Origin of the sequence: Agrobacterium sp. SORGH_AS 787, assembly GCF_030819035.1 — a bacterium.
In the GTDB taxonomy this organism is placed as follows: domain Bacteria; phylum Pseudomonadota; class Alphaproteobacteria; order Rhizobiales; family Rhizobiaceae; genus Agrobacterium; species Agrobacterium larrymoorei_B.
Genome location: NZ_JAUTBG010000002.1, coordinates 2,809,918 through 2,822,712, shown reverse-complemented (window position 1 = coordinate 2,822,712; position 12,795 = coordinate 2,809,918). Strand labels below are relative to the sequence as shown.

Here is a 12,795-nt window from a genome sequence, read left to right as displayed (position 1 = left end):
ATGCTGCGCACACTCGACCTCATTCTCGTCGGTGTGATGGTGTCGGCGGCCGTCGTCACCTATTCCATCAAGCATCAGGCCGATCTCAAGCTTGAATCGGTCAAGAAGCTCGAAGCCGAGATCAAGCTGGAGCGCGATACGATCGATCTTCTGCGGGCCGACTGGGCTTTGCTGACGCAGCCCAACCGGCTGCATCGGCTGGTCAATGCCTATCAGGCCGATCTTCAGCTGACGCCGACGCTGCCGACGCAGCTGGCACAGCCGCAGGAACTGCCAATGCTGCGTTCGCAGTTGCCAAAGCCGCCGGAGCCGGAAGGCATGAGTGTCGAAGACGTGATCGCCGCGGCGGTCAACGGTTCCAAGCCCGGCGCCACACTTGGGGGCGCCAAGCCCAAATCGGCGCCTGCCGGCCAGATCGTCGCCACCGGCGGCAAGCCTGTTCCGGCACCGGCGCCACGCTCGCATGTCACCCGTGCGCCCAAGCAGCCAATGCCTGCTCCAAGAGCGCCGGTGGGTGACGAGTCTGGTGAAATGGATGAAACGATAACAGGATCGGTGGACTGATGTCTTTTCTCTCCCGCGTCATGGTTTTGAAGAGCAAGGCCCATTTCTCCGCCAGCACGATTGGCGGAGCGGACCATGCTGCCTTTGAAGGCGCACGCAAGAAGCGCGCTTCGCAGGCAAAGAGCCGCGTTGGCCTGTTGATCTTCGGCTTCGTCTGCTTTTACGGCGTCATCGGCGGCCGTCTGGTGCAATATGGCTTGGCCCAGCAGGAAACCGTTTCCAGCATTGCGCCCGCCGACAGGCTGATGGCCTCGCGTCCCGATCTGCTGGACCGCAATGGCGAGGTACTGGCGACCGACATCCGCACTGTTTCGCTGTTCGCCGAACCGCATCGCATCGTCGATGTCGATGAGGCAATCGAGAAGCTGCGCACCGTTCTGCCCGATCTCGATACGCGCGGCACTTACCAGAAGCTGACATCCAGTTCGCGCTTCCAGTGGCTGCGCCGTCAGTTGACGCCGAAGCAGCAGAGCCAGATCCTGGCGCTCGGTATTCCCGGCATCGGTTTCAGGCCGGAGAAGCGCCGCTTCTATCCGGGCGGTCCCACGGCGGCGCATGTCGTCGGTCACGTGAACATCGACAACCGCGGCGTTGCCGGTATGGAACGCTATCTCGACAGCCAGGGCCTTGCGGATTTGACCGCGCTTGGCATGACCTCCGACCAGCCGCTTGAGCCGGTAAGGCTTTCCATCGATCTGCGTGTGCAGGCGATCGTGCGCGAAGTGGTGGTCAACGCCATTCAGAAGTTCCAGGCAATTGGCGCAGGTGCTGTCGTCATCAACGTCCATACGGGTGAAATCCTCGCCATGGCGTCGCTGCCGGACTATGATCCGAACAATCCGGCGGAAGGCGCCAAGGAAGGCTGGCTGAACCGCATGTCGAACGGTACGTTCGAAATGGGCTCGACGTTCAAGTCCTTCACCATCGCCATGGGTCTGGACGAGGGCGGTATCTCGCTCGGTTCCACCTTCGATGCACGGTTCCCGATCCGCATCGGTGGCTTCACCATCAAGGACTTCCACGGCAAGGGTCGCATCCTGTCCGTGCCGGAAATTTTCCAGTACTCGTCCAACATCGGTACGGCGAAAATCGCCGACACGGTCGGGACCGAAGGACATAAGGAATTCCTGACACGCCTTGGCCTGCTTTCCAGGATGCAGACGGAATTGCCGGAAGTGGCCATGCCCACACAGCCGCGCCAGTGGAAGAAGATCAACTCCATTACGATTTCCTTCGGCCACGGCGTCTCGACCACTCCATTGCAGACGGCGATTGCCGGTGCGGCGCTCGTCAATGGCGGCAAGCTGATCGAGCCGACGTTCCTCCCGCGTACGGTTGAACAGGCCGATGCGGTGGCGAAGCAGGTGATCAAGCCCACCACCAGCCGCGACATGCGCTTCCTGTTCGAATGGAACGGCGTCAATGGTTCCGGCCGCAACGCGCGTGTGGAAGGCTTCAATGTTGGCGGCAAGACCGGCACGGCCGATAAGGTGGTCAATGGCCGCTATGTGCACGACAAGAACTTCAACGCCTTCCTCTCGGCGTTCCCGATGGAGAAGCCGGAATATGTGGTGCTTTCCTTCATCGACGAACCGAAGACAGACAAGGGTAACGGCGCTGCACTTGCAGGTACGTCTGCGGCTCCAATGGTGCATGACATCATCACCCGCTCTGCCGCGATCCTGGGCGTGAAGCCGAAGTTCGGCAAGGATGGCTCGGCCTTGCTCGTGTCTTATTGATTGGTACAGCTTATGATGGACCGGCGATTCGCGTCGGGGGGACATGACGGACACATCAATGAATTTGCGAGATCTATCGGGACAGTCGTTTCCGGAACTGAATGAGTTGCTTCGGACTGATGCCGGAGCGCTGACCATCACCTCGATCACGGCAGATAGCCGCAAGGTCGCGCCGGGTGCGCTCTTCGTCGCTGTTGCCGGCAACAAGGCGGATGGCGCGAGTTTCGTGCAGGATGCGGTTGCCAAGGGTGCAGTCGCGATCGTTTCCGGCCAGCCCGTTTCCGCAGATGTGCCGGTTCTTGTCGTCTCCGATCCCAGATTGTATCTCGCGCTCGCCGCCGCCCGCTTTTACGGCAAGCAGCCCGAGACGATGGTCGCCGTCACTGGCACGGCCGGCAAGACTTCCGTTGCGTCCTTTACCCGTCAGATCTGGGCCTTTGCCGGTCATCCCGCCGCGCAGATCGGCACGACTGGCGTGATTGCGCCGGGCCGCGAAGATTACGGTTCGCTGACCACACCCGATCCTGTTTCTCTGCATGCGCTTCTGGCCGAGTTGGCGTCGGAAGGCGTGACCCACGCCGCGATGGAAGCCTCCAGCCACGGTCTCGATCAGCGTCGCCTGGACGGCGTCAAGCTCTCCGCTGCCGGTTTTACCAATCTCGGTCGCGATCATATGGATTACCATCCGACGGTCGAGGACTATATGGCGGCCAAGATGCGGCTGTTCGATACGCTTCTGCCAAAGGGTTCGCCGGTGGTGATATTTGCCGACGATCCGTGGTCCGCGCAAGCAATCGATGTGGCGACCAAGGCTGGTCATGATGTGCGCACTGTTGGCCGTAAGGGCGAGTATCTGGCGCTGAAGCGCGTTGAGCATTTCCGTCACAAGCAGATGATCGAAGTTCATCACGAAGGCGCAATCCACGAGGTGGATATTCCTCTCGCAGGTGATTTCCAGGTGGCGAACGCGCTGGTCGCGGCGGGTCTTGCCATGTCGACGGGCGTTTCCGCGTCGGTTGCGATGAAGGCGCTGGAAAAGCTGATCGGTGCCGCCGGTCGTCTGGAACTGGTCGGGCAGACGAAAAACGGCGCGCTGGCTTATGTGGATTATGCCCACAAGCCGGACGCGCTGGAGAATGTTCTGACATCCGTTCGCCCCTTCACCTCCGGGCGCATCATCACCGTTTTCGGCTGCGGCGGCGACCGCGACAAGGGCAAGCGTCCGATCATGGGTGAGGTGGCGACCCGGCTTTCTGACATTGTGATCGTCACCGACGACAATCCGCGCTCCGAGGAGCCTGCCACCATTCGATCCGAGATCATGGCGGCAGCACAGGGCGCACTGGAAATTGCCGACCGCGCAGAGGCCATCCGCCATGCCGTGTCGATGCTGGGGAATGGAGACACATTGATCGTTGCGGGCAAGGGGCACGAGGAAGGTCAGATCGTTGGCGGCGTCACGCTGCCATTTTCCGACCATGAACAGGTGCGTTCGGCGCTGGAAGGATTGAAGATTTGAACTGGTTATGGACAGTTGCGGACATGATTGCCGTTACGGCGGGACGTCCGGTCGGCAATCTGCCGCAAGGTATCACGGGAATTTCCATCGACAGCCGTACTGTGCAGCAGGGCGAAGCGTTCTTCGCTATCAAGGGAGACCGCGTCGACGGCCATGATTATGCGAGTTTTGCCGTTGCCAATGGCGCGAGCCTGATGGTCGTGGCCGAGGCCAAACTGCCTGCACTTGGACGCCTGACGGTGCCGATGATCGTCGTCGATGACGTTCTCTCCGCCCTCGTCAAGCTTGGTATTGCTGCGCGTGAAAGGACCTCGGCACGTATCATTGCGGTCACCGGTTCTGTCGGCAAGACCACGACCAAGGAGATGCTGCGGCAAGTGCTGGCTCCGTCCGGCAAGGTGCATGCCGCGGTCTCGTCCTTCAACAATCACTGGGGCGTGCCGCTGACGCTGGCGCGCATGCCCGCCGATACCGAATTCGGCGTGTTCGAAGTGGGCATGAACCACCCGAACGAAATCCGCCCGCTGGTGAAGCAGGTCAAGCCGCATGTGGCGATCATCACCACGATTGCGGCGGCGCATCTTGGCAACTTCAACAGTCTTGAAGAAATCGCCGATGCCAAGGCAGAAATATTCGAAGGCGTTCTGCCAGGTGGTGCGGTCATTCTCAATCGCGACAATGCGCAGTTTGAACGGTTGGAAGCAGCGGCGATCAATGTAGGCATCGAGCATATTCTGACCTTCGGCCAGCATGCCAAGGCCGATTTCCGGCTTGCTGACTTCGAAAGTACGCCGAACGGCTCGACCATATGGGCGATCATCAATGGCGAGACAAGCGAGTTGAATATCGGCACACCGGGTCGTCATGTTGCCGAGAATGCCATGGCTGCTCTCGGTGTGGTCGCGGTGACCGGTGCCAACCTCGATCGGGCTTTCCATGCGCTTGGTGCGCTTCGACCCGTCAAGGGCAGAGGGGAACGTCACCGCCTGTCGGTCGGCGATGGTTCGTTCCTTTTGATCGATGAGAGCTATAACGCCAACCCGGCTTCCATGCGTGCAGCAATTGCGCTTTTGGCGCAAGCGGAAGTGAGTGGCAACGGGCGGCGCATTGCAGTTCTCGGCGACATGCTGGAAATGGGCGAGTTTGCCGCGGAAGTGCATGAGGACCTCTCCGGTCCGATCCTGTCTGCCGGCATCGAACATGTCTGGCTTGCCGGAGAATCGATGGCGCATCTTCGCGATGCGCTTCCGGACAGCGTCAATGTGTCCTGGTTCCCGACGACCGCTGAACTGGCTGAATTCGTTCTGAAGTGGGTGCAGCCGGGCGATGTGGTGATGATAAAATCGTCACTTGGCATCGGTTTCGGCAAGATTGTCTCGGCTCTTCTTGACAAGTATCCGGCATTCCCCGAGACGGAGCGCCAGAATTAGAAAGCCTGAAAGTCCGAATTTTTCGGCTTTCTGCGCGCGATACGGAAACAAGGACCTTGAAGCGGCGCTGGTTTTACCTCCCGCCCGCCGCTTCGACCGCCTTTCGAAAGGGCAAACATGCTGATCTGGCTCGTTGAACTGTCGGACAAAATTCAAATCTTCAACCTGTTCCGGTACATCACGTTCCGGGCGGGGGCAGCGCTCTTCACCTCGGCGCTCATCGTCTTCCTGTTCGGACCGGCCATCATCAATTCGCTGCGCATTCGTCAGGGCAAGGGTCAGCCGATCCGTGCCGACGGCCCGCAGACGCACTTCAAGAAGGCGGGTACGCCGACCATGGGCGGCTTGATGATCCTTGCCGGTATCCTCGGTGGCTCGCTGCTTTGGGCCGATCTGTCGAATGTCTATGTCGTCGCGGTCCTTCTGGTGACGCTTGGCTTTGGTGCCATCGGCTTTTACGACGACTACCTGAAGGTAACGAAGCAGAGCGACAAGGGCTTTTCCGGCAAGGCGCGTCTTGGCATCGAATTCGTTATCGCTGCCATTGCCACGTTCTTCATGATGAAGATCGCGCTTGCCACGGCACCGCATGGCGGAACACTTGGAAGTTCGGTCGCCTTTCCTTTCTTCAAGGAATTCGTGATCAATCTCGGCTATTTCTTCGTTCTCTTCGGTGCTTTCGTCATCGTTGCAGCCGGTAATGCGGTGAACCTGACGGATGGTCTCGATGGTCTTGCCATCGTGCCGGTGATGATTGCAGCTGCGACCTTCGGCGTCATTTCCTATCTCGTTGGCAATGCGATTTTCGCCAACTACCTTCAGATCAACTTCGTGCCCGGAACGGGTGAGCTTGCCGTGATCGTCGGCGCGGTCATCGGCGGGGGTCTCGGCTTCCTCTGGTTCAATGCGCCGCCAGCCGCTATCTTCATGGGCGACACCGGCTCCCTGGCGCTTGGCGGCCTGATCGGTTCCATCGCCGTTGCGGTCAAGCATGAGATCGTGATGGTGATCGTCGGTGGTCTCTTCGTCATGGAGACGCTTTCCGTCATCATTCAGGTCTTCTGGTTCAAGCGCACCGGACGGCGCGTGTTTCTGATGGCGCCGATCCACCATCATTTCGAAAAGAAGGGCTGGACGGAAAGTCAGGTCGTGATCCGCTTCTGGATCATCTCCGTCGGTCTCGCCATGCTCGGCCTTGCCACGCTGAAGCTGAGGTAAGCGATGATCCCCGTCACCTCTTTCGCGGATAAAAAGGTTGCGCTCTTCGGTCTCGGCGGTTCTGGCCTCGCGACTGCAAGAGCGCTGGTCGCTGGCGGCGCCGATGTGATCGCTTTCGATGACAACCCCGATAGCGTTGCGAAGGCTCATGGGGAGGGGATACCGACTGCCGATCTGCGCACGCTCGATTGGTCTAAGCTTGCCGCTTTCGTGCTGGCACCCGGCGTGCCGCTGACCCATCCGAAGCCGCACTGGTCGGTCGATCTTGCCAAGGCGGCGGGCGTTGAGGTGATTGGCGATATCGAGCTTTTCGTGCGCGAACGCCGTGCGCATGCGCCGGATTGCCCGTTCATCGCCATTACCGGCACCAATGGCAAATCCACCACCACGGCTCTGATTGCGCATATTTTGAAATCGGCTGGCCGCGATACGCAGCTTGGCGGCAACATTGGCACGGCCGTTCTCAGCCTCGATCCGCCGAAAGCCGAACGTTTCTATGTCGTCGAGTGCTCGTCCTATCAGATCGATCTCGCGCCGACATTGAACCCGACGGCCGGTATCCTGCTCAATCTGACGCCCGACCACCTCGATCGCCACGGCACGATGCAGCATTATGCCGATGTGAAGGAGCGTCTCGTTGCAGGAAGCGATACCGCCATTGTGGGTGTCGATGATAGCTACTGCACGCTGATTGCCGATCGTATCGAACGCGCTGGCGTGAAAGTCAGCCGGATATCGAAGCGCAATGTGGTTGCAGACGGACTTTACGCCGAAGGCAGCCGGATCATGAAGGCCGAGGGCGGCACGTCGTCACTGCTTGTCGATCTTGACGGTATCCAGACGCTGCGCGGTAGCCACAATGCGCAGAATGCGGCGGCTGCGATTGCGGCTTGCCTTGCAGTCGGCATGTCCGAGGAAGAGGTGAAGGCGGGTCTGAAATCATTCCCCGGCCTGAAGCACCGGATGCAACCGGTTGGGCGGCGCGGTAACGTCACCTTCATCAATGACAGCAAAGCGACCAATGCGGATGCGTCTGCACCGGCGCTCTCGAGCTATGACCGTATCTATTGGATTGCGGGCGGCTTGCCGAAGGCCGGCGGCATTACCAGCCTTTCGCCATTGTTCTCGCGTATCGTCAAGGCCTATCTGATTGGCGAGGCGGCTGCGGAGTTCGCTGCGACGCTGGGTGAGGCTGTGCCCTATGAGATCTCTGGCACGCTGGACAAAGCGGTACAGCATGCTGCGGCTGATGCCCTTGCCGACGGGGCGAGCGGCAACGTCGTGATGCTATCTCCGGCCTGCGCAAGCTTCGATCAATATAAGAATTTCGAAATACGTGGTGATTCGTTCGTGTCCCACGTCGCCGCACTCGATGGTGTGACGATGTTGGTGGACGTGCAAAAGGAGCGCTGAAGACATGGTAAGCCGTACTGACCGCGGTCCAGTCGCGGAATGGTTCTGGACAATCGATCGCTTCTTTCTGGCGGCTTTCATTGCGCTCATCGGCATCGGTCTGATGTTGTCCTTTGCCGCGTCGCCTGCAGTTGCCGAGCGCATCGGTCTCAACAGCTTCTTCTTTGTCGAGCGTCAGGCGATGTTCATCGTTCCGTCGATGGCGATCATGATCGGCCTGTCCTTCCTCTCGCCAAGACAGGTGCGGCGCGTTGCTATCGTGCTGTTGATCGCATCGCTCCTGATGATGATCTTCGCGCTGTTCTTCGGCATTGAGGTGAAGGGTGCGCGCCGCTGGATTTCGATCGGCAGCTTCTCCATTCAGCCGTCCGAATTCATGAAGCCAGCCTTCGTCATTGTCTGCGCCTGGCTTTTTGCCGAGCGCGCTCGTCACCCGGAAATTCCAGGCAATCTTTTTGCCATCATCACCTTCGGTATTGTTGCTGCTCTTCTGATCGCCCAGCCGGACTTCGGCCAGACGATCCTGACATCCGTCGTCTGGGGTGGCATGTTCTTCATGGCTGGCGTGCCGTGGTTCTGGATCATCATGCTCGGCGGACTTGGGGTTGGCGGCATTGTCACCGCTTATCTTACCTTGCCGCACGTGGCCGGGCGTATCGACCGCTTCTGGACGGGCGAGGGCGATACATTCCAGGTGGATACCGCCCGTGAAGCGATCATCCGCGGCGACTGGTTCGGCCAGGGTCCGGGCGAGGGCATCGTCAAGCGCATCATTCCAGATAGCCATACAGACTTCATCTTCTCCGTTGCGGCTGAGGAATTCGGTATCCTTTTCTGCATGGCGCTGGTTGCGATCTTCGCCTTCATTGTGCTGCGGGGCTTAAGCCACGCCTTCAAGGAAAAGGACGATTTCGTCCGCTTTGCGGTGGCAGGTCTCGTGCTTCAGATCGGCATGCAGTCGATGATCAATATCGGCGTCAATCTCGAACTCATGCCTGCCAAGGGTATGACTCTGCCGCTGATTTCCTATGGCGGCTCCTCGATGATGGCGATCTGCGTCACCGCCGGTTTCCTGCTGGCGCTCACACGACATAGACCTGAGAAGCGCGCGCAGGAGCGCAGCTTCTTCCGCGTGGGCGCGGGTCTTCCTGCGGAGTAAAGAGTTATGACCAAGGGTATTGTTATGCTTGCCGCCGGGGGAACCGGCGGCCATGTTTTTCCAGCCGAGGCTCTGGCTTATGAGTTGAAGGCTCGAGGCTATTCCGTGCATCTGGTGACGGACAGCCGCGCCGAGCGCTATGCGGGCAAATTTCCTGCCGATGAAATTCATGTCGTGCCGTCTGCTACGATTGGCTCGAAAAATCCCATTCGTGTCATCAAGGCGCTGGCAACGTTGTGGACCGGTCTTCGCTCCGCGCGCAAGCTGATGACGCGGCTGAAGCCGGTCGCCGTGGTCGGCTTCGGTGGTTATCCGACAGTGCCGCCGCTTCTCGCCTCGACCGGCATGGGCGTCCCTTCGCTGCTGCATGAACAGAATGCCGTCATGGGCCGCGCCAACAAGGCGCTGGCAAAGCGGGTGAAGGCAATTGCCGGGGGCTTCCTGCCGGAGAACAAGGGCGAGTTCGGTGACAAGATCGTCATGACCGGTAACCCTGTTCGCCCGGCGGTGCTTTCTGCTGCCGAGGTGGCCTATACGCCGTCTCAGGCGGGTGAAGATTTCAACCTTGTGGTGTTTGGCGGAAGCCAGGGCGCACAGTTCTTCTCAGCAGCCGTTCCTGCGGCCATCTGCCTTCTTCCAAACGAATTGCGCAGCCGCATTACACTGACGCAGCAGGCGCGTGTCGAGGACAAGGACAGCGTCGTCGAATCCTACAAGAAGCTCGGCGTCAAGGCGGATATCTCCCCCTTCTTCGGCAATATGGCCGAGCGGATCGCACAGGCCGATCTGGTCATTAGCCGCTCCGGCGCCTCGACCGTTTCGGAGCTTTCGGTGATCGGCCGTCCTTCGGTGCTCGTTCCCTATCCGCATGCTCTCGATCACGACCAGGCGGCCAATGCCGCGGCCCTTTCCGCCGCAGGCGGTGCCAGCGTCATCAAGCAGCCCGAGCTTTCGCCAAAAGCGCTCTCGGCCCTGCTCGCAGATGCAATGAACGATCCGGTGCGACTGGAAAAGACGGCAGCTGCAGCCAAGGCCACCGGTAAACCTGATGCGGCCAAGCGTCTTGCCGATCTTGTGGAGGCAATCGCAGCGGGGAAAAGCGTTCAGCAATTCAAATCGGAAAATGAAGGAGTGCATCCATGAAGATGCCGAAAGCCATCGGTCTTGTCCATTTCATCGGAATTGGCGGCATCGGCATGAGCGGCATTGCCGAAGTGCTGCACAATCTTGGTCATCGCGTTCAAGGCTCCGATCAGGCAGACAGCGCCAATGTGCAGCGTCTGCGCGATAAGGGCATCGGGGTTTTTGTCGGGCACAAGGCCGAAAACCTTGGCGACGCGGAAGTGGTGGTCGTGTCGACTGCCATCAAGAAGAACAACCCTGAACTGGTTGCCGCGCGCGAAAAACATCTGCCGATCGTTCGCCGTGCGGAAATGCTGGCTGAACTGATGCGTTTTCGCAATGCGATCGCCATTGGCGGTACGCATGGCAAGACCACGACCACCTCCATGGTGGCGACGCTCCTGGAAGCCGGCAATCTCGATCCGACCGTTATCAATGGCGGCATCATCAATGCTTACGGCACCAATGCCCGCATGGGCGAGGGTGAGTGGATGGTGGTGGAGGCCGACGAATCCGACGGCACCTTCCTGAAGCTTCCCGCCGATGTTGCGGTCGTTACCAATATCGATCCGGAGCATCTCGACCATTACGGCAATTTCGATGCGGTGCGCGAAGCTTTCCGGCAGTTCGTCGAAAACGTTCCCTTCTATGGCTTCGGCGTCATGTGCCTGGACCATCCGGAAGTGCAGACGCTGGTCGGCAAGATCGAGGATCGCAAGGTCATCACCTATGGCGAGAACCCGCAGGCTGACGTGCGCTTCTCCAATGTCCGCATCGACGGCACGAAGTCCGTCTTCGATGTGGAAATTCGCCGTCGCCGTACGGGCAAGGTGTTCTCCTTCAAGGATCTCGTCCTGCCGATGCCCGGCCGTCACAATATCTCGAATGCCACGGCGGCGATCGCTGTTGCCAACCGGCTTGGCATTTCCGAGGCCGATATCAAGAAGGGGCTCGGCTCCTTCGGTGGCGTCAAGCGCCGCTTTACGCTGACGGGTGAATCGAACGGCGTTCAGGTCTTCGACGATTACGGGCACCATCCGGTGGAAATCAAGGCGGTGTTGAAGGCCGCGCGTGAAGCCTGCAAGGGTCGTATTATCGCCGTGCATCAGCCCCACCGTTTCACGCGTCTGTCGAGCCTGTTTGAGGATTTTGCTCATTGCTTCAACGATGCGGACACAATTCTTCTTGCTCCGGTTTATGCTGCGGGTGAAGATGCCATCGAGGGCGTGAACTCCGAGACACTGGTTTCCGCAACGAGAGCTGCGGGACATCGCGATGCTCGCTACCTCGCCTCGCGGGACGATCTGGCAAAGACGGTGGCAGCCATTGCGAATCCGGGTGATTTCGTGGTTCTCTTGGGGGCTGGTAATATTACGCAGTGGGCGGCGGCGCTGCCCTCGGAATTGGATAGCATTTCAGGAAAGTCTGCATGAGACAGGTGGATGGGGTAAAGTTGCTGGGAAGGCTCGGCGACGGAGTGAAGGAACTAAGAGGACGTGTGACGCCGGACTCGCCAATGGACCGCGTGACGTGGTTCAGGGCAGGTGGTCTTGCGGAACTGATGTTCCAGCCCCACGATACGGATGATCTCATCACCTTCCTCAAGCTTCTGCCGGAAGATGTTCCGCTGACAGTCGTTGGCGTCGGGTCCAACCTGCTTGTCCGCGATGGCGGCATTCCGGGCGTGGTGGTGCGTTTGTCCGCCAAGGGCTTTGGTCAGGTCGAGCTTGCTGGTGAGAACCGCATCAAGGCCGGTGCGATCTGCCCGGACAAGCATATCGCGGCCATGGCGATGGATAACGGCATCGGCGGCTTCCATTTCTATTATGGTATTCCGGGCTCCATCGGCGGCGCGCTGCGCATGAATGCCGGCGCCAATGGTGGCGAGACCCGCGACCGTGTGATCGAAGTCTATGCGGTGGATCGCAAGGGCAACAGCCATGTGCTGTCCAACGCCGATATGCAGTATAGCTACCGCCACTCAGGCGCCGATAAGGATTTGATCTTCACCGGTGCTCTCTTCGAAGGCTATCCGGAAGACCGCGCGAAGATCCGCGCCGACATGGACGCGGTGCGTCACCACCGCGAGACGGTTCAGCCGATCCGCGAACAGACGGGCGGTTCGACCTTCAAGAACCCTGAAGGTCACTCCGCCTGGGAGCTGATCGACGAGGCGGGCGGTCGCGGCATGGTGATCGGCGGCGCACAGATGTCGTCGCTGCATTGCAATTTCATGATCAATACCGGCCACGCCACGGGCTATGATCTCGAATATCTCGGTGAAGCCGTACGCAAGCGGGTCTTCGAAAATTCCGGCATTCGTCTCGAATGGGAAATCAAGCGCCTCGGGCTTTTCATGCCAGGCCGGGAGGTCGAGCCGTTTCTGGGAGCGTGATCATGAGCTTGGTGCATAATGAACGTACCAAGCTTTTGGCCAACTCTATTGACCGTCTTTCTACCGCTTGCATAGCAGCTGGCTTCATTGCGCCAGCTGTGTCCCTCGCAAATGGGGCAGGGCTCACGATCTCTTGGGGGATCGTTGTCTCTACCCTCACTTGGCTTTTGGCTGCTTTGCTATTACATTTGGGTGCAAGACACGTGCTCGGAAGGCTGCGGCCATGAACTCGGCGA

General features: G+C 59.5%; 10 protein-coding genes. All 10 read left to right on the top strand.

Annotated features, from left to right (window positions below; genetic code table 11):
- The 10 genes from QE435_RS22895 (at position 1) to murB (ending at position 12,559) form a co-directional block, all read left to right on the top strand.
- Entirely contained in the window at positions 1-564 is a 564-nt protein-coding gene (locus QE435_RS22895; protein WP_306933474.1) for a hypothetical protein, read from the top strand.
- Complete coding sequence (locus tag QE435_RS22890; protein WP_306933473.1) at positions 564-2,303, top strand: penicillin-binding protein 2; 1,740 nt, start codon at positions 564-566, stop codon at positions 2,301-2,303. Before QE435_RS22895 ends, QE435_RS22890 begins: the two co-directional genes overlap by 1 nt.
- Positions 2,304-2,361: 58 nt before the next feature.
- Positions 2,362-3,822, top strand: coding sequence for a UDP-N-acetylmuramoyl-L-alanyl-D-glutamate--2,6-diaminopimelate ligase (locus tag QE435_RS22885; protein WP_349042750.1), 1,461 nt, complete (start codon positions 2,362-2,364; stop codon positions 3,820-3,822).
- Complete coding sequence (locus QE435_RS22880) at positions 3,819-5,252, top strand: UDP-N-acetylmuramoylalanyl-D-glutamyl-2,6-diaminopimelate--D-alanyl-D-alanine ligase (protein WP_349042749.1); 1,434 nt, start codon at positions 3,819-3,821, stop codon at positions 5,250-5,252. The genes QE435_RS22885 and QE435_RS22880 overlap by 4 nt, the downstream gene beginning before the upstream one ends.
- Before the next feature lie 117 nt (positions 5,253-5,369).
- Positions 5,370-6,470, top strand: a complete 1,101-nt coding sequence (mraY, locus tag QE435_RS22875) for a phospho-N-acetylmuramoyl-pentapeptide-transferase (RefSeq protein WP_306933466.1) — start codon at positions 5,370-5,372, stop codon at positions 6,468-6,470.
- A gap of 3 nt (positions 6,471-6,473) precedes the next feature.
- The gene (gene murD, locus QE435_RS22870; protein WP_349042748.1) at positions 6,474-7,883 is read left to right on the top strand and encodes a UDP-N-acetylmuramoyl-L-alanine--D-glutamate ligase; all 1,410 of its coding nucleotides are present in this window, start codon (positions 6,474-6,476) and stop codon (positions 7,881-7,883) included.
- Between the two features lie 4 nt (positions 7,884-7,887).
- Positions 7,888-9,042, top strand: a complete 1,155-nt coding sequence (gene ftsW, locus QE435_RS22865; RefSeq protein WP_306933463.1) for a putative lipid II flippase FtsW — start codon at positions 7,888-7,890, stop codon at positions 9,040-9,042.
- Positions 9,043-9,048: 6 nt separating this feature from the next.
- Entirely contained in the window at positions 9,049-10,185 is a 1,137-nt protein-coding gene (gene murG / locus QE435_RS22860; RefSeq protein WP_309771295.1) for an undecaprenyldiphospho-muramoylpentapeptide beta-N-acetylglucosaminyltransferase, read from the top strand.
- A complete protein-coding gene (gene murC, locus QE435_RS22855; RefSeq protein ID WP_349042747.1) occupies positions 10,182-11,597 on the top strand; it encodes a UDP-N-acetylmuramate--L-alanine ligase in 1,416 nt (471 codons plus the stop codon). Before murG ends, murC begins: the two co-directional genes overlap by 4 nt.
- Complete coding sequence (murB, locus tag QE435_RS22850; RefSeq protein ID WP_306933457.1) at positions 11,594-12,559, top strand: UDP-N-acetylmuramate dehydrogenase; 966 nt, start codon at positions 11,594-11,596, stop codon at positions 12,557-12,559. The genes murC and murB overlap by 4 nt, the downstream gene beginning before the upstream one ends.
- Positions 12,560-12,795: the final 236 nt, after the last annotated feature.